This is a genomic window from Micromonospora gifhornensis (assembly GCF_016863515.1).
GTDB lineage: Bacteria > Actinomycetota > Actinomycetes > Mycobacteriales > Micromonosporaceae > Micromonospora > Micromonospora gifhornensis.
Window position 1 is genome coordinate 1 of record NZ_BOPA01000075.1, and the last position, 14,430, is coordinate 14,430.

12 protein-coding genes are annotated in these 14,430 nt (G+C 69.1%); 8 read left to right on the forward strand and 4 right to left on the reverse strand.

From position 1 onward, the window contains the following. Nucleotides 1-417: 417 nt before the first annotated feature. From Vgi01_RS29720 to Vgi01_RS29730, 3 genes are all read left to right on the forward strand, one after another. On the forward strand, nucleotides 418-1,068 hold the full coding sequence (locus tag Vgi01_RS29720; RefSeq protein WP_203220507.1) for a hypothetical protein: 651 nt from the start codon (nucleotides 418-420) through the stop codon (nucleotides 1,066-1,068). A 2-nt stretch (nucleotides 1,069-1,070) separates the two neighbouring features. Continuing rightward, entirely contained in the window at nucleotides 1,071-1,553 is a 483-nt protein-coding gene (locus tag Vgi01_RS31565) for a helix-turn-helix domain-containing protein (RefSeq protein ID WP_204293279.1), read from the forward strand. 362 nt (nucleotides 1,554-1,915) lie between these two features. Continuing rightward, the gene (locus tag Vgi01_RS29730) at nucleotides 1,916-3,361 is read left to right on the forward strand and encodes a UDP-N-acetylmuramate--L-alanine ligase (RefSeq protein ID WP_204293280.1); all 1,446 of its coding nucleotides are present in this window, start codon (nucleotides 1,916-1,918) and stop codon (nucleotides 3,359-3,361) included. Nucleotides 3,362-3,364: 3 nt separating this feature from the next. Here the strand turns inward: Vgi01_RS29730 and Vgi01_RS29735 are convergent, their stop codons facing one another. Beyond that, nucleotides 3,365-4,762 carry a UDP-N-acetylmuramoyl-tripeptide--D-alanyl-D-alanine ligase gene (locus Vgi01_RS29735; protein WP_203220504.1) on the reverse strand — a complete coding sequence of 466 codons (1,398 nt, stop codon included), beginning with the start codon at nucleotides 4,760-4,762 and terminating at the stop codon, nucleotides 3,365-3,367. Between the two features lie 464 nt (nucleotides 4,763-5,226). On the opposite strand from Vgi01_RS29735, the gene Vgi01_RS31010 reads away from it, so the two are divergent. From Vgi01_RS31010 to Vgi01_RS29750, 3 genes are all read left to right on the forward strand, one after another. Further along, the gene (locus tag Vgi01_RS31010; protein ID WP_238358780.1) at nucleotides 5,227-5,658 is read left to right on the forward strand and encodes a hypothetical protein; all 432 of its coding nucleotides are present in this window, start codon (nucleotides 5,227-5,229) and stop codon (nucleotides 5,656-5,658) included. Nucleotides 5,659-5,842: 184 nt separating this feature from the next. Continuing rightward, on the forward strand, nucleotides 5,843-6,961 hold the full coding sequence (locus Vgi01_RS29745) for an IS630 family transposase (protein WP_204293281.1): 1,119 nt from the start codon (nucleotides 5,843-5,845) through the stop codon (nucleotides 6,959-6,961). A gap of 170 nt (nucleotides 6,962-7,131) precedes the next feature. Next, a protein-coding gene (locus Vgi01_RS29750) for an IS5 family transposase (protein WP_373307069.1) occupies nucleotides 7,132-7,970 on the forward strand; the annotation gives its coding sequence in 2 pieces (ribosomal slippage) (nucleotides 7,132-7,497 and nucleotides 7,500-7,970; 837 coding nt in all). A 673-nt stretch (nucleotides 7,971-8,643) separates the two neighbouring features. Here Vgi01_RS29750 and Vgi01_RS29755 read toward each other — a convergent pair. Further along, the gene (locus Vgi01_RS29755; protein ID WP_204293282.1) at nucleotides 8,644-9,657 is read right to left on the reverse strand and encodes a sigma-70 family RNA polymerase sigma factor; all 1,014 of its coding nucleotides are present in this window, start codon (nucleotides 9,655-9,657) and stop codon (nucleotides 8,644-8,646) included. A gap of 1,378 nt (nucleotides 9,658-11,035) precedes the next feature. Here Vgi01_RS29755 and Vgi01_RS29760 point away from each other — a divergent pair. Together Vgi01_RS29760 and Vgi01_RS29765 are read left to right on the forward strand one after the other, a co-directional pair. Continuing rightward, nucleotides 11,036-11,500 (forward strand): hypothetical protein, encoded by a 465-nt coding sequence (locus Vgi01_RS29760; protein ID WP_203220502.1) that lies wholly within the window; start codon nucleotides 11,036-11,038, stop codon nucleotides 11,498-11,500. Between the two features lie 56 nt (nucleotides 11,501-11,556). Further along, on the forward strand, nucleotides 11,557-12,996 hold the full coding sequence (locus tag Vgi01_RS29765; RefSeq protein WP_204293283.1) for an FtsK/SpoIIIE domain-containing protein: 1,440 nt from the start codon (nucleotides 11,557-11,559) through the stop codon (nucleotides 12,994-12,996). A gap of 24 nt (nucleotides 12,997-13,020) precedes the next feature. On the opposite strand, the gene Vgi01_RS29770 is transcribed toward Vgi01_RS29765, so the two are convergent. Together Vgi01_RS29770 and Vgi01_RS29775 are read right to left on the reverse strand one after the other, a co-directional pair. Then, on the reverse strand, nucleotides 13,021-13,359 hold the full coding sequence (locus Vgi01_RS29770; protein WP_203220500.1) for a hypothetical protein: 339 nt from the start codon (nucleotides 13,357-13,359) through the stop codon (nucleotides 13,021-13,023). 123 nt (nucleotides 13,360-13,482) lie between these two features. After that, nucleotides 13,483-14,052, reverse strand: coding sequence for a hypothetical protein (locus tag Vgi01_RS29775; RefSeq protein ID WP_203220499.1), 570 nt, complete (start codon nucleotides 14,050-14,052; stop codon nucleotides 13,483-13,485). Nucleotides 14,053-14,430 lie beyond the last annotated feature (378 nt).

Here is a 14,430-nt window from a genome sequence, read left to right on the forward strand (position 1 = left end):
CCCTCTGAGACGTGGGAGCGGCCGACTCCGGCGAACTCGGGGGCATTGCTCTCCTTCGCGACGCGGACGAACGCGCGTGCCACCTCGGCGTGCGACATGCCGGCCTCGGTGATGACGGCTGCGAGCTTGGCGTTGCCGGATCGCGCTTGCGGCACGTTGCACCCCCGCTAGAAGTTGATCTTTCACCGCGTTCACCGGTTCGAGGTGCGTCACAGCGTACCTACCGCCCGTGGTTTGCGGTTCGCTACAGGTACGCCGGACCACGACCGATTTGGTGGATGAGTCGCCTGGTCGCACTGGCCCTGCGTACGGAACCTCAAGAGACGTGATGGTTCGCGCACCGCTGCGGAGTGCGCGTATCCCTCGCCTTACCCGTGTGTCGCCGAGACAAGCAATGACCAGGAACGGATTTACATCGTGGCGTATCAACCGGGACCAAACGATCTGTTGCGCGCGGCGCGGCTGGCGCTGCGGTCCCCTTCGGGGTCGGGCCGGCCGATGTCGCGGCAGGAGTTGGCGGAGGCTGTCAATGCGTGGTTGTACGAGCACGCGGGGCGTCGGTTCGCTATCCATGCCGGCTACATCGGCAATCTTGAACGTGGTACCACTCGGTGGCCGTCTGCGCACTACCGCACGGGGTTACGCGCGGTGCTTGGCAGGGCCACGGATGCGGAACTCGGCTTCTTCATCATCCAGGGGCACGCCAAAGATCGCGACACGAGCATGGTGGGGCAGGCTCCGGCCACCGGGCGGCCTGACGCAGCGGCCGACATCTGCCCGGCGAGTTCACCGGCAGCTACCGGTCAGAGTGCCACCGCTCCCGGCGGGTTACCGGTTGCGTCGGCCGGCGCGGCGGCGGTGCGGGTCAGCGTCGGCTCGGGCGCGGCCTCGGTTATGTGGCACGAGGGGTCGCCCGGCTGCATCACGTTGGTGGCCGGTCCGCTCCGGGTGCTGATCGACGTGTCGGGCGTTGGCGTTGGTCTGGTCGACGCTGCTCCGGCTGTGGCCGGTGCGGATGCGGGCCGTGGGGCGCGGGTGTACTCGTTGGCTGAGCGACGGGCGCAGTAGCGATGGCTGCCGTCACGCCTTCACACGCCACGGCGCAGCGCGTGGCGATCAAACCGGCCCCTGAGTCCCTGACGCCTGGCGTTGTCGCGGATGCTCGTCGGTCGTTGGGGGGTCAGTTGGCGGTGACCCGTAAGGCTGTTGGTGTCACTCAGGTGCGGCTTGCGCGAATGGTGCAGTGGTCGCGAAGCACTGTGGCCAATGTGGAGACTGCGCGCCAGTTGGCCCCACGGGAGTTCTGGCTTGCCTGCGACGTGGCTTTGGGCGCGGGTGGGCTGCTGGTGGCGGAGTGGGCGCGTACTGACGCGCTGGCACGTCGCCTGCGGGAACAGATGGTGTCGGAACTTGTTCGGCAGCGCCTTACCCAGTCACCGCCGATGTGCGTGTGCCGGGATCTGCGGCGGCTGCTCGACCTGGCGAACTCGTCGCGGTCGCTTGGGATCTCCCCCGCCGCTGTCATTTCAGGAGACGGAGCCGGTCATGGATGACGACGACGCGGATCTGATCCGTCCCCGGCACCGGCCACATCGGTCGCGTCGATTTCCCGGTGGTAGGCCGTGTGCCTGTCCGTCGTGCCGCACAACGCGAAAGCGGCAGCGCAAACCGCCGGACCTGGCAGGGCCGTCCGCTGATTCCCTCCCGGCTCCTGCTGTACCCCTGCTGCCGCCTGCTGCGGCGGGGCTGAAGGACTGGCCGACGCAGATCGATTGGACTCGCGCGGCCGAGCTGGTGACCCGGGGCCAGCTTGGGCGCGCGCAAGGAATCGCACGAGTGGAAGGAGTGAATTCCTCTCGCACGTCAGCTCATGGCACCAACTCGTCAGCTCTGACTCAGAAGGAGACACGGCACCATGACCGACACGATCACTGGTAACCCGACGATCGAGGCGTACACCGGCCCGATCGACCTGTCCCGTCCGCACTTCGTGGGCGTTGGAGGCTGCGCGATGTCCGGCCTGGCGCGGCTGCTGGCCGAGCTGGGTCACGAGGTCAGCGGCAGCGACCTGCACGACTCGGCCGCTTTGGCAGCGCTGCGCGCGGCGGGCGTGCGAGTCCAGGTCGGACACGACGCGGCGCGCGTCGAGGGCGTGAGTTGCGTCGTCTACACCACGGTCGCGCGGAACGCGGCGGAGGTGCGTGCGGCCCGTATCGCCGGCATCCCGGTGGTGCACCGGGCGCAGGTGCTCGACGCATTGGCCGCCGGGCGGCGGCTGGTGGCGGTGTCCGGCTCGCACGGCAAGTCCACCACGGCGGGGATGCTCGCTCACGTCCTGCGCGCCCTCGGGCAGGACCCGACCTACCTGATTGGGGCTGACCTGACCGGGGCGGGTTCTGGCGCCCACCTCGGCGCGTCCGGGCTGATGGTGGCGGAGGCGGATGAGTCGGACCGGTCGTTTCACTTCCTCAGCCCGTCGATCGTGGTCATCACGAACGTGACCGACGATCACCCGGAGAACTTCGCCAGTCACGCCGACGTGCTGCGGGCCTACGTCGAGTTCGGCGGTCGGGTCGCGCCGTCCGGCGTCCTGGTCGTCAACGCCGATTGTGTGGGCGCGACGGTGGCGGCCGACGTGATCGCCGACGAACGGCCCGACCTGACGGTGCTGCGGTACGGGCGGGACCGGACGGCGGACGTGCGGCTGTTGGACGTCAACGCCGAGGGATGGAGCGCATCCGCGACGGTCCGAATGCCCACCGGCACGGAGGTCGTCCTGACTCTGCCGACTCCGGCGGCGCACCACCTGGACAACGCGGCGGCGGCGGTGGCGTGCGCGGCGACGCTGGGTCTGGACCCGGTGGAGGTGGCCGGGGCGGCGTGCACGTTCGGCGGGGTGCGTCGCCGGTTCGAGCACATCGACACGCGGGCCGGGGTGACGGTGATTGACTCCTACGCCGATCACCCGAACGAGATCGCCGCCGACCTGGACGCCGCGCGCACGCTGGCGCGGGGGCGGGTGTTCGTGGTGTTCCAGCCGTCCGGACACGCCCGCGTGCTGGCCTTTGACGACCGCATCGGCAGCCTCCTGGCGGACAAGGCCGATCACGTCCTGCTTCTGGACGTGCACGGCACCGTCCCGGTGGGGCGACCGGTGGCGGACTCGCGGGGGATCATGGCGCGGCTGCGTGAGGGCCGGTACTGCCTGCCGCTCGGCCCGGACCACGCGGCCCGGGTCATCGCGCGGATGGCCGGGCGCGGTGACGTGGTGGTGACGATGGGAACCGGTGACGTGACCGGCTACGGCGCGGCGATCCTGGACACCCTGGGCAGCCGATCCGAGGTCGCGCTGTCCGCGTGACCCCTATGCCTGGGCGGTGACAGCGCCGGGCTCGTCGTTCAGCTTGTCCGCGAGCGCGAGGAGCCCGGCGCTGTTTGCTGCCTTCACCAACACGACATCGCCCGGACGTAGCCCGTCGCGCAGCATCTCCCACGCCTCGGCCACGTCCGCCGCCCGATCCACGGTGGTGCCGGTGCCGGCGGCTCCGGTCACGTACTGTGCGGCGTCGTCCCCGCCGATCGCCACCAACCATCCGGCCCCGATCTCGGCCACCTGCTGCCCGATCTCCCGGTGCACCTGGGGGGCGTGCTCGCCCAGCTCGGCCATCTCACCGAGCACCGCCACGGCCCGCCGGCCGTCCCCGGTCATCGCGTGCAGGGCGCGCAGAGCGGCACGCATGGCGTCGGGCGCGGCGTTGTAGGCGTCGTTGATGACCGTCACGCCATCTGAGCGGGTGGTGACCTGCATCCGGCCCGGCGACACCGCCTCGGCTTGCGACACCGCCTCGGCTACCGCCTCGATCGGATGGCCCAGACCGAGGGCGACGGTGGCGGCGGCGAGCGCGTTGGACGCCTGGTGCAGCCCGTAGAGGCGCAACCGCACCTCGGCGGCCTGGCCGTCGTGCACGAGCCGGAACCGGGCGCGGCCCAGCTCGTCCACGCTGACGCTCTCGGCGCGCACGTCGACGGGTTGCTCGATGCCGTAGGTGAGCACCCGGGCGAGGGTGCGGGATGCCATCGCGGTCACCAACGCATCATCGCCGTTGAGCACTGCCAGCCCGCCGTCCTGCGCCGAGGGCAGCGCTTCAACGATCTCCCCCTTGGCCTGGGCGATGTTCTCCACCGACCCGAACTCGCCCAAGTGCGCGTGCCCGACCCGGGTGACGACGCTGACCGTGGGCGGGGCGATACGGGTCAGGTAGGCCACGTGCCCGACGCCCCGCGCGCCCATCTCCAACACTAGGTAGCGGGTGTCGGTGGTGGCGCGGGTGACCGTGTACGGCAACCCAAGCTCGTTGTTGTTCGACGCCCGGTTAGCCACGGTCGGGCCGAACGCGGGCAGCACCTGGGCGAGGATGTCCTTGGTCGAGGTCTTGCCCACCGACCCGGTCACCCCGATCACCGTGGTCTGCGGCAGCCGGTCCACCATCGCGCGGGCCAGCCGTCCGTAAGCGGTGGGCACGTCCTCCACGACCACCGCCGGCACCCCGACCGGCCGCGACGCCAGCACGGCGACCGCGCCCGCCTCGATCGCCTGGGCGGCGTAGTCGTGCCCGTCGACGCGCTCACCGGGCAACGCCACGAACATGCCGCCGGGTTCCACGCGCCGGCTGTCGAACACCACCGGGGCCGTCACCGTCACCGGGCCGGCGGCGTCGTGAACGGCTCCGCCGACAACGGTCGTGATCTCTTGCAGAGTCATCGGAAGCACGGGATGAACCTACCGTGCGCGGTGCGCGGGGTAGGTGGTCACCGGGGGTGTAGCCGAATCGTGGGGCCTGTCCGGCTGGTAGCCGCTGACAAAAGCTCGACTGGCGCGATGTCAACTGTCGCTAGCGCTACTGGCAGTGTGCCAAGCTGTGATTTATGTACCGCATCTCGGCTGTCCGTCGCCGGAGCGTGTGGGCTCGACGGCAGGCGCGTCGGCGTTCGCGTTCGGGGCGGTGGGTGTTACCGAAGCCCCGTACACGGGTGGCGTGGGCGTCGTGGGTTGATGACCTGCGCAATCTGTGGTCCGAGATCGCTCATGATCAGGTGTGGCGGGCTCAGTCGGAAGGTGCGGACGCGCCGGTGAAGGTGCTGCCGGTGGGTGATCCGGCGGTGCCGTTCGGTCAGCGTGCTGCGGAGCCTCGGGGGTTGTCGGAGGCGGCGCGGCGTCGTCGGGCGTTGGCCGATCAGGTGGTCAATGCTCTTGCGAATCAGCCGACGATCGACCCGTGGCGCGCCGGAACGGATGTCATCGTGCAACAGGTGTTGCCCGCTCGGTTGGGTGATGATCCGGCGATGCGGCAACCCTTTGTAGAGGCTGCCGCTGTGGTGGAGCGTGGCGGCCCGGGTGTGCTGCGAGTCGTTCCCGGTGACGGTGGGGTGGCGCTGCGCGTGCACGGGCCGTCGTGGTCGCTGGTGTTCCGGGTCAGTCCTTTCGTGGACGCGATTGTGGTGTTCGTGGATGCGACGTCCCGCTACGGGTGGCGGGTTGAGGACGACACCGAGTCGCGGGAGCTGATCGAGGAAGCGGTGACGCAGGTGGTGGCGGAGGCGGCCCGTTACGGGTGGGGCGGGGACAAGCACCCCGCGACGGTCGCTCCGGTCGCTTGATGGCCGGTCGGCCGCCTCGTGGGTGTGGTGCGCGTTCACGGGGGCGGCCGGACTAGGCGTCTAGTGCGCTGTCCACGAACGTTTGCCGGGTCGGTGACACGCCGGGCGGCGTGCGTCCGGATGTGGTGGTGAGGGTTCACTCTCGACGGCGGTGGTGGAGGCCGTTGAGGGTGAGGTGGGTGGATTGGCTGAGCTGGTACGGGCGCGGCGGTTGACGCAGGACGAGGGCCGCAGGCTGCAACAGCTCGTGCGACGAGGTAAGCACGACTCGGTCCGGGTCCGGCGGGCGATGATCGTCATGGCGTCGGCGTCCGGGACGCCTGTCGCGTCGATCGCTCGGTTGGTCGCCGCGCACGAGGACACCGTCCGCGACGTGATCCACCTGTTCAACGAGATCGGACTACGCGCGCTGGACCCTCAGTGGGCGGGAGGCCGTCCCCGCCGGATCAATGACGACGATGAGGCGTTCATCGTCGCGACGGCCACCACGCGTCCGAGCAAGCTCCGGCGTCCGTTCACCCGCTGGAGCCTGCGCAAACTCGCCGCCTACCTCGCCACCGACGCCAGCCGGCAGGTGATCATCGGCCGGGAACGGCTACGGCAGCTGCTACGCGACAACCAGGTCAGCTGGCAACGCACGCGAACGTGGAAGGAATCATCGGATCCGGACTTCGACGCCAAACTCGACCGGATCGAAGAGGTGACCAGGCGGTTCCCGCAGCGGTGTTTCGCCTTCGACCAGTTCGGGCCGCTGTCGATCCGCCCGCACCACGGTGGCGGGTGGGCGCCGCGATCGCATCCGGACCGGCTGCCCGCAACCTACAAACGCACGCACGGCATCCGCTACTTCCACGGCTGCTACAGCTTCGCCGACGACCAGCTCTGGGGCGTGATGCGCCGCCGCAAAGGCGGCGACCACACCCTGTCCGCCCTGAAATCGATCCGGGCCGCACGCCCCGACGGGGCGCCGATCTACGTCATCCTGGACAACCTGTCGGCGAACAAGACCCCCGCCATCCGTCGATGGGCAGCCCGGAACAAGGTCGAACTCTGCCTGACCCCGACCAGCGCGTCGTGGGCGAACCCGATCGAGGCCCAGTTCGGACCGCTACGCACCTTCACCATGGCGAACTCGAACCATCCGAACCACACCATCCTGGCCCGTGAGACGCAGAAATACCTGCGCTGGCGCAACGCCAACGCCCGTCACCCCGACGTCCTGGCCGCCCAACGCCGAGAACGCGCCCGCGTCCGCAGCGAACGCCAACACCGCTGGGGCCGCCCCCGCACCAAGGCCGCCTGACAACTCAGACCCGGTAAACGTTCATGGACAACGCACTAGGGCCTGTGTCGAAGTCGGTGCCGGGGCTTGAGCTGCCGGCTTGAGGATCTTCGCGTGTCGGTGTTCGTGATGTAGCGAGGTCTCCGGTATCTGGTTCAGCGACCAAGCAGAACCCGAACACCGGAGACCTCGTGGACACCCTAGCGGTGGCGAGGCGGCATGACCTGACCGACGCTCAGTGGGTGGCGCTGGAGCCGCTGCTGCCCGTGGGGCGTGGGCCAGGTCGGCCGTCGGCATGGACGAAACGGCAGCTCATTGATGGGATTCGGTGGCGGACACGGGTCGGTGCCCCGTGGCGGGACATGCCGGAGTGCTACGGGTCCTGGGCTGCGGCGTACGGGCTGTTTCGGCGTTGGCAGCGTGATGGGACCTGGGCGAGGATCCTGACCGTGTTGCAGGCCCTGGCTGACGCGTCCGGGCGCGTCGTGTGGGACGTGTCGGTAGACTCGACGGTCGCCCGAGCGCATCAGCACGCTGCTGGGGCGCGTAAAAGGGGGATCTGCAGGCTGAGTCGCCGGGCGGGACCACGGTCGAGCCGACCGACCACGCGCTCGGGCGATCGCGGGGCGGCCTGACAACGAAGGTGCACCTGGCGTGTGAGCAGGGGCAGAAGCCGTTGTCGATCGTGGTGACCGCCGGGCAGCGCGGAGACAGCCCCCAGTTCGTCGCGGTGCTCGACGGTATCCGGGTGCCCCGCCTGGGTTCGGGGCGGCCCCGGACTCGCCCGGACCGGGTCCTGGCTGACAAGGCGTACACGTCGAAGGCCGACCAAGACGCCAACCGGCGCAAGAAGGGATCCAAGGGCGGTCGACCCCCGGCCTTCGACTCACAGCGGTACAAGCAGCGTCACGCCGTGGAGTGCGACATCAACCGCCTCAAACGCCACCGCGCCGTGGCCACCCGGTTCGACAAACTCGCCGTCCGCTACGAAGCCACCATTCACATCGCCGCGATCAACGACTGGCTGTGACCGGACCCGGCACCACACGAGGTGGAGGCTCGCACGCTCGCTGCCATGGGCTGCCCTGGAGAGCGAGGGGAAAACCTGCCCGTCGAATTCGCTGGTCGGCTGTCTGCACGGAGAAGTTGACGGACAGCGGCTCCGGTGTGAAGGCAGTTGCGCACTCGAGCGTGACCTCGACGTCGATCCAACTCGTTCCGCCCGGGCGGACCAGCCAGGATTGGCCTGTACCACGTACCAGGACGCCCGGTTTCCGTGCCTCATCTACCTGCACTATGACGGGTGCCTGGCCGGCGTTGAACAACACCAGTTGCGCATCGAGTCGCACCGTCCCGACGCCGTTCAAGCTTCCCCAACTGTTGGACGGGCCTGGTAAGGCCACCAGTGTGACGGTGCTGGCCTCGGCCCGTTCCTCGCGAGAACTCCACACCTCGGCACCGCCGACGCTACCGAGCGCCAAGCCGACTACCAAGGCAACGACCATATAGGCAGCGCCCTTCCGTCCGGGCCTAACTCCGGCGGAGAGGCCCCCATCCGAGTCACCAAGCTCAGCGCCATGCATGTCCAAATCGATGACTCCATGGCTCGCCGTCATGGCGACAGACTAGGGGTTGGTCTTGCCCGAGTTTGGTCAGCGTGGCGGAATGCCGTGATCAGGCCCTCGCCGACTTTGATACAGGCCCTAGCTGTGTGGTCGCTGTTGGGGTAGACGCCGGGCGATGAGTCGTCGGAGTTGCCGGGCGGCGGTGGCGCGGCGTTTGGATGCGTTGCTTGGGGACAGGTTCAGATCGGCGGCGACTTGGCCGAGGGGTTCGCCATCGAGGTAGGTACGCCGCAGGAGTTCGGCGCTGGTGGGGTCGATCCGGTCGGCGGGTGGCATCTGTGCGGACTGGGCGACGAATTCTTGTAGGCGGGCGATGACGGCCTCCGTGCCTCGCCGGTCGGGTCCGTTGTGGTGCTTGGCGTGGTGGGCGCTGAGTTCGTCGTCGCCGCCCACGGGCATCTCTCGGGGTTCTTCCTCGCGGAGGCGCGCGATGCGGGCTTGGTGCTCGGCTGCGGTTTCGTCGGGGCGGCGGGTGCGCTGTTTGCGGCGGTGTGCGGTGCGTCCGCTGGCTTGGTCGTACGCGCCGCCAAGCAGCCGGGAGTAGACGTTGGGCCGGGCGATGTCCAGCCGCCACCGCGTGTGGCCGGCCGCGGTGGTCACGGTGGCTTGCATCCGGTCGAGGAAGGCGTGAATCAGCCGGTACTGAGCTTGTATGACGCGGTTGGCGGGGTCGTCGGGCATGGCGAGGCGGGCGGAGCGGGACAGGAGTCCACCGGCGGCGACGCCGAGGGCGTAGAGGTTCCAGTCCTCGCGGTTGTCGGGGTCGTCGCGGACCTGGCCGACGATGTGCCGCCATACCTGGTCTTTGATCTCGCGGGTGGCGTCGTCGGCGAGCAGGCGGCGCAGCACCTGATCGGCGGGCGCGGGGCGGGGATCGTTGCTGCCGGTGATCCATCCCTTCGGCACGCCGACGCGGCACAGTGCGATGGCGGCGGAGAGGACTTGGCTGGTGGGCAGGGCCTTGTGTTTGAGCAGCGCAGCTACCGGGTCGGGTGGCTCGTCGGTGCCGGTGGCCGGTGGGCGGCGAAACGTGAGCTGGCCGGGCACGGCGATGCCGTGGGGGTGCCTGGTGGGCACTCGGTGTTCGGGCACGGGTTCGTGTCCTCCCAACGTCGCCTCGGGCTGGGTGGGACACGCCGGGCCGCCTGTCGGCGGTGATAAGCCGGGTCGACGCTGACCCTTCGTGCGGTCCCCGGCGTGCTGCGGACGCCGCCGGGAGTCGCACAAGCGTACGAGAGATCCGCGTGTGGGTGCCACGGCGTTGTGTGGCCCCCGCTGCGAGCGCCCGTTGTCGCTCGGCTCCACAACCGACAGCCGGACCGACCCCCCCATGCCGGCCTGACCGTGATCTCTTGAGAGTACGCGCGGGCCAGAAAAAATCTTCGAGTTGCACCGACGAAGTTTTTGATCTTGGAATATTCGGACCTCGAACGGTCCCCTTCAGTTGGTAGAAGGACCCTTACTCACGATGCGACGCCCCGGGGAGGGGGTGGAGATCATGGATCCCGGGTCGGCGGTGGCGTTGTGCCTGCTGGTGCGGTGTTCACGGTGTTCAGCGTCGGCGTTCGGGGGCAAGCCGGCTTGCCGGCGCGGCAGCACCTCAGAGTCCGGCCGTGGATCGACCGCACGGGCGTCGTCGGTGCTTTCGATGTTGTGGCCTGCGGTTTCGGCTGGTGTTGGCTGGATCGGTGAGGTCCGGTCGCGGTTCGGGCGTGTCGGCTGGCACCCTGGTCGCGGCGATACTCCGCGTGCGCCCATCTCGCTGCCGGGTGTGGTCGCGGTCTGCTCGTGCCATCGTCCATCGTGGTCGCTGGCGGGGTCGCGTGTGCCCGTGCTCCGGGGTCCGGCGTGAGGCTCTGACGCATGGCGTTGGTGCTGGTCGTCCCCGGTGTCGTGTGCGCTCTGTTTCCTTCTGGGGCGGGGCGGGGGACCGGCCGCTAGGCCGCAGCCCCCGACCCCGCCCACCGCTCCTTTCCTCTCCTTCTCTCTGTCGCGGGATCGGCCACGCCGATCCCGTTTCTTGACCAAGTAGGGAAACTCGTACGCACCTTCGTCCCTCCGGGGTGCTGACCGCGCTCGCTTCGCCCCTGGCGTTCTGGCCGTGATCGTTGGTCGCCCGGTGCGCTGGGTCTGCGCCGGTTCCCGTGCTGCCGTCTGCTCGTGGCCGTTCGGCTGCGAGTTGTCGCGGCGTCTGCTCGCCCGGCTCGCGTCGGCTGGCCTTGTCCGCCCGGTCCTCGGTCGCCGGCATGGGTCGCCTCGCCTCGGGCTCGGTCCCGTCGTGCTCGTCGTCCTGGTCCTGGGCGGCACTGTCGCCGCCGTCTGTCCTTTATGGAGGTTTGCTGTGCCATGTCATGCCGGCCGCGCCGTCGCGTGGCCGTTCCCGTCGTGCCTCGTGTCGGTGGTGCGGAGTCGTGGCCCGCCCCGGGCTGCCCGGCTCCGTGCTGTCCCTGTCCCGACGACCGCATCACCTGTGAGCACCACCTGTACGGCACCACCTGTAGAGCACTACCTCATCCAACCTTTGGAGTTTGTTGTGAACAGCATCCCTGTTGATCTTTCTCGTCTGACCGGCCTGCTGTGCGTGGCTGCGCCGGAACCCAAGACCGATCTTGACGGCGAGCAGCGCAAGGACCGCGACGGTAACCACCTGTGGGTGACCGGGCTCGCGGTGCGCCGCGCCGGTACCCGCAAGGCATCGGTGATTGACGTGCAGACCTCCGCCCAGCCGGAAGGCGTCACGGAGGGCAGCCCGGTCGGCGTGACTGAGCTGGACGTGTCGCTGTGGGAGATCGAGGGTCGGCACGGCTTGTCCTACCGTGCGGCGTCGATCTACCCGGTCCGTCCCCGTACCGACAACCGCGCGGGCTCGTCGTCTGCTGCGGTACCGGGTCCGCCTCAGCGGGAGCGCGGCGGCGGTAAGGCCACCGGCTCATGATCGCCGCAGAGGTGATGTCGCCGGCATCGGCCCCGCCGCCTACGCCGTCACCGTCGATGACTCCCGGGTTCCCCGGCTTCGCGCCGGAGTTCCCGGGGGTCACCCTGGAACGGATCCAGTCATGGCTACCCACCATTGTCACCGCCGCTGTGGTCCTGGGTGCCGTTATCGTCGCGCTGGTCGTGGTGTCGCGGTTGCTGCGCCGGCTGGCACCCCGCGTGCACTGGTACCTGTTCGGGTTTCCGCTGCTGCGCACGAGGATGCGCCGGTCCTGGCGGCACCTGTGCCTCAACGCGGATTTGACCGGCACCGACCGGCCCACCACCGAGCAACTCGGGCCGTTGCTCGTGAGGGGTCGGCCGATCATGCCGGTCCTGCCGTTGCTGCGGCGTATCCGACCCCGCTCCTTCGGGGCGACGGCGGTGATCGTGCTGCACCCGGGGCAGGTCCCGGAGCCGTTCGTCAACGCGGCGGAGGCGATGGCGCACGCCTGGGGTGTGCACGCGGTGCGGGTCGACGCGCGACGACGCGGCCGGGTCCGGTTGACCATCCTCACCGCCGATCCCCTTACCGCGAAGCGGACGGAAGCGGCGACCTGGGCGACCGGGCCGCCACTGAAGGAGGCCGCGATGACCTCCCGCCCCTCGGAGGCCATCGAACCGCTTGCCTCGGCGGTTGCGGTGCCGGCGGACCTGGCGGCCGATGTGGGGCAGCGGGAGGACGGGCAGCGGTGGGTGGTCGACCTGGTGACCTTTCCGCACTGGCTGATCACCGGGGCCACGCAGTCGGGCAAGTCCACGCTGATCAATGCCGCCGTAGCGCGGTGGGCGGCGCGGCCGGTGGCGCTGGTCGGGATCGACTGCAAGGGCGGCATGGAGCTGGCTCCACACGCACCCCGGCTGTCTGCTCTGGCCACCGACCGGGCGGAAGCGGCGGACATCCTGGCCGCACTCGTCGCGGAGACACAGCGGCGGATGGGCCTGTGCCGCCAGCACGGGGCGCGCAACATCTGGCAGCTTCCGCCCGATGCGCGGCCGGTGCCGGTGGTCGTGATCGTCGACGAGTTGGCCGAGCTGTACTTGGTCGCCTCCCGGGCGGACAAGGATGAAGCGCTGCGGGCCACGACGAACCTGTTGCGGCTGGCGCAGCTCGGCGCGGCCCTGGGCGTGCACGTGATCGTGGCCGGGCAGCGGGTCGGTTCCGACTTCGGCCCTGGCGTGACCGCGCTGCGTGCCCAGCTCGCCGGTCGGATCTGCCTGCGGGTCAACGACGAGGAAACCGTGAAGATGACTCTCGGTGACCTCTACCCGGACGCGGTGGACGCCGCCCAGCAGATCGACCCGGCGGTAAAGGGCATCGCGGTCACCACCGCCGACGAAGCCGGCTGGATCCGCGCCCGCTCGGTCTACCTGTCGCCGGAGGAACTGGCGGCGGTCATTGCGGCCACGGCACACCTGGCGCCGCGACTGCCGGGGCTAACCCCACCGGATGCGTGAAAGGAGAGCCGGGACTGACCGAGCCTAGAAATTGATCTCGTCGTCGTTGTCTGGTGCTGGAACCCAATACGGTTCTTGCTCTGTGGGGATAACGAGGGCCGCTGCCGGACGCGACCGCGCCCACCTCAGAACCTCGTCGCGGGTGCCTTCGATTTCCTCTATGCCGGCCGTGTGGCCTCCTGGCAGGGGGTCTACCCACTTCGCGGCCCACACAATGCGTCGTTCTAGGCTGCGGCCCTTGTGGAGGTAGACGGTGCCATGTCCGGGGCGGGGAGAAGGCGTGACCTGTTCGGGTGCGATTTCTTCGTCGCGCATATCGGCAGGCAGGTAGAAGGCTTCCGTGCGGCGGCGAGACTGCTCCATGAGCGGATGCTACCCGACTCTTTCAGATCCGGGAGGCAATGCGGATCGAGCGCCGCGTGATCAATTGCCGATCACGCGGCGCTCGACCGTCAGAGGTTACTCAGACAGTTTTCGCTCGGTGCGTCAGGACGGGCTCCACCCGGAGCCGTACCAGGCGCTACCCATCTGCGGCGGGTTGTCGAGGTTGTAGGCACCGGCGGAGTTGCGGTGGAACTTTGGGCTCTTGATGAAGGTGTACCAGCGGCCGGGGTACGAGCTGGACGGGTCTGTCCAGTCGAACTGGTGAGCCACCCCGGCGTGAGCCACGGTGCCCTCGTACGCGCTGTAGCCGCCCGAGCCGAAGCAGTTCACCAGCGCCGAGGCTCCATAGGGGCCGCCGCTCCACGTCCGGTACGACGCGCCACCGCTGACCGGGTAGCCCTCGGGGTGGGCGCTACTGAAGTACAGCCGCTCGCCGGAGGCCCGGACCTGCTTGGTGCCGCGCGTTGACTCGAACTGGAACGGCTTTGAGGTGGAGCTGCCTCCGCTGAACTTCACCTCGATGAAGAACTCGGTGCTGCCCAGGGTGGTGCCGTTGTAGCCGTAGACGCCATCGCCGCTGAACTCGGCCCAGTAGTTCGCGACGTAGTACCAGCAGCCCAACGCCGAGCAGGTTCCCGCGTTGGCCCGCACCTTCGACGTGTCCGGGCACATCCACGCACCCTTGCGTGCGCTTACCGGGCTGGAGCACTGGTCGGCCCCGGTTGTGGTCGTGGTTTCCGTGTATGCCTTCGTAGTAGCGGCAGGGCTGGAGTCTGCGACTGCGGGGGCGGCGCTCGCAGCGAGTCCGCCGACGATCACCAGTATTGCGGTGAGTAGCAGCCTTACGAATCGATTGACCATCGCCTCTTCTTCCGTGTGGGCGTCCGGCGGTTGCTGTTCGGCTATTCGCCGTCCACCGTGATTTCGGGGGATGGGGCATGCGGAATCCGGGGCCCTGAATCGACAGACGCTCACATGCCTGCCGGAACGCTATGGCCATCGTGGCTGGGCATGCAAGGACATCGATTGTCGGAGTTGGACTCCGACATT

Bases quoted from the DNA above. Each gene is read 5' to 3' on its own strand.
- Vgi01_RS29730 (WP_204293280.1), top strand. From the start codon at position 1,916: ATGACCGACACGATCACTGGTAACCCGACGATCGAGGCGTACACCGGC.
- Vgi01_RS29765 (WP_204293283.1), top strand. From the start codon at position 11,557: ATGACTCCCGGGTTCCCCGGCTTCGCGCCGGAGTTCCCGGGGGTCACC.
- Vgi01_RS29775 (WP_203220499.1), bottom strand. From the start codon at position 14,052: ATGTGCCCGGACACGTCGAAGGTGCGGGCCAACGCGGGAACCTGCTCG.
- Vgi01_RS29735 (WP_203220504.1), bottom strand. From the start codon at position 4,762: ATGACTCTGCAAGAGATCACGACCGTTGTCGGCGGAGCCGTTCACGAC.
- Vgi01_RS31565 (WP_204293279.1), top strand. From the start codon at position 1,071: ATGGCTGCCGTCACGCCTTCACACGCCACGGCGCAGCGCGTGGCGATC.
- Vgi01_RS29770 (WP_203220500.1), bottom strand. From the start codon at position 13,359: ATGGAGCAGTCTCGCCGCCGCACGGAAGCCTTCTACCTGCCTGCCGAT.